This window comes from Streptomyces sp. MS191 (assembly GCF_008042125.1).
Lineage (GTDB): Bacteria > Actinomycetota > Actinomycetes > Streptomycetales > Streptomycetaceae > Streptomyces.
The window spans coordinates 1-665 of the sequence record NZ_RDBI01000132.1 but is presented as its reverse complement, the minus strand read 5'-3'; the positions used below and the strand labels follow the sequence as shown (position 1 = coordinate 665).

Sequence of the window (665 nt, the reverse complement as noted above, 5' to 3'; positions counted from 1 at the left end):
GGGGTGGGCGGTACGTCTGAGGGGGCGTGCGGGGACCCACTCTGCGCGCGTAGAACGTCGTCGCACGAACGTCCGAGCGCCGCGCGCTTGAACGGTACATGACCAGTTGGTGCCTATGGAATGCCTGACTCCGTGCAGGAGTTGACATCCCCCGGCCCTCGGGGCCGACCCTCAGAACCGCATGCGCGCCGCGATCGGCAGGTGGTCGCTCCCGGTGTCGGGGAGCGTCCAGGTCTTCGTGACCACCGTGCCGCGTGTCAGGACGTGGTCGATGCGCGCCAGGGGCAGCCGGGCCGGCCAGCTGAAGGCGAACGTGTCCCGGCCGGCCCCCACCAGCGAGGTGACGGGCCGCAGGCCCCGGTCGTCGATCGTGCCGTTGAGATCGCCGACGACCAGGACCCTGCCGTCCGCGGGCTCCGCGGCGATCGCGTCCCCGAGCCGCCGCGCGCTCTCGTCACGCCATCCCGTGGCGTACCCCTCCGTCGCCCGGACGCGGACCGACGGCAGATGGACCACGTAGGCCGTGAGCCGGCCCCGCGGGCCGGTCACCACGGCGCGCAGCCCGCGCTCCCAACCGTCCGCCACCGCACGAGGCTTGATGTCCACGCGGCCGGCGTCCCGGAGCGGATACCTCGACCACAGCCCCACCGAGCCCACCGTCGCGT

General features: G+C 73.4%; 1 protein-coding gene. It reads right to left on the bottom strand.

Annotation, left to right across the window (positions count from 1 at the left end; all coding sequences use genetic code 11):
• Nucleotides 1–171: 171 nt before the first annotated feature.
• Nucleotides 172–665 (bottom strand): endonuclease/exonuclease/phosphatase family protein (locus EAO71_RS35670; protein WP_410094325.1); only part of this gene is annotated, 494 nt, incomplete at its 5' end.